The following is a 504-nucleotide window of genomic DNA, read 5'->3' on the forward strand; positions in this document are numbered from 1 at the left end:
TGGGAAGTCTCCCTCGACGGCGGCACCACCTGGGATGCTCGCACTGGCACCACTTTCACGCTGGACGAAGGTGTCTACGCCGATGGCGTTGTGCAGATCCGTCAGACCGATCTCGCGGGCAACGTCAGCGACGCCGTGAACCTGGGCGCCGTCACCGTGGATACCACCGACCCGACGGGCAGCATCGCCTTCGTCGATGGTGGCGATGGCCTCCTCAATCTGGCAGACATCAGCGCCGTCGATCTGACTGGCAGCATCGAGGCCGGCCTCGACAGCAGCAATGTCGTGATCACCATCACGGACAGCGCCGAGCCGGCCAATGAGTACACCGTCGACGCTGGCAACATCTCGGTCGGCACCGACGGCGCGCTCTCGGTGACTGGCCTGGATCTCTCTGCCCTCACAGCAGGCGCCCTCACCGTCTCGATGACCGTGACCGATGTGGCGGGCAATACGTTCGAGACCGACGGCACCACCACCAGTGATCTCACGGCGCCTGAAATT

General features: G+C 64.3%; 1 protein-coding gene. It reads left to right on the top strand.

Annotated elements, in window-relative coordinates:
• The coding region (locus PJK54_RS17720; protein ID WP_271303512.1) for a hypothetical protein at nucleotides 1–504 on the top strand (504 nt) is incomplete at both ends.

The sequence above is a fragment of the Cobetia sp. MMG027 genome (genome assembly GCF_027947415.1).
In the GTDB taxonomy this organism is placed as follows: Bacteria; Pseudomonadota; Gammaproteobacteria; order Pseudomonadales; family Halomonadaceae; genus Cobetia; species Cobetia marina.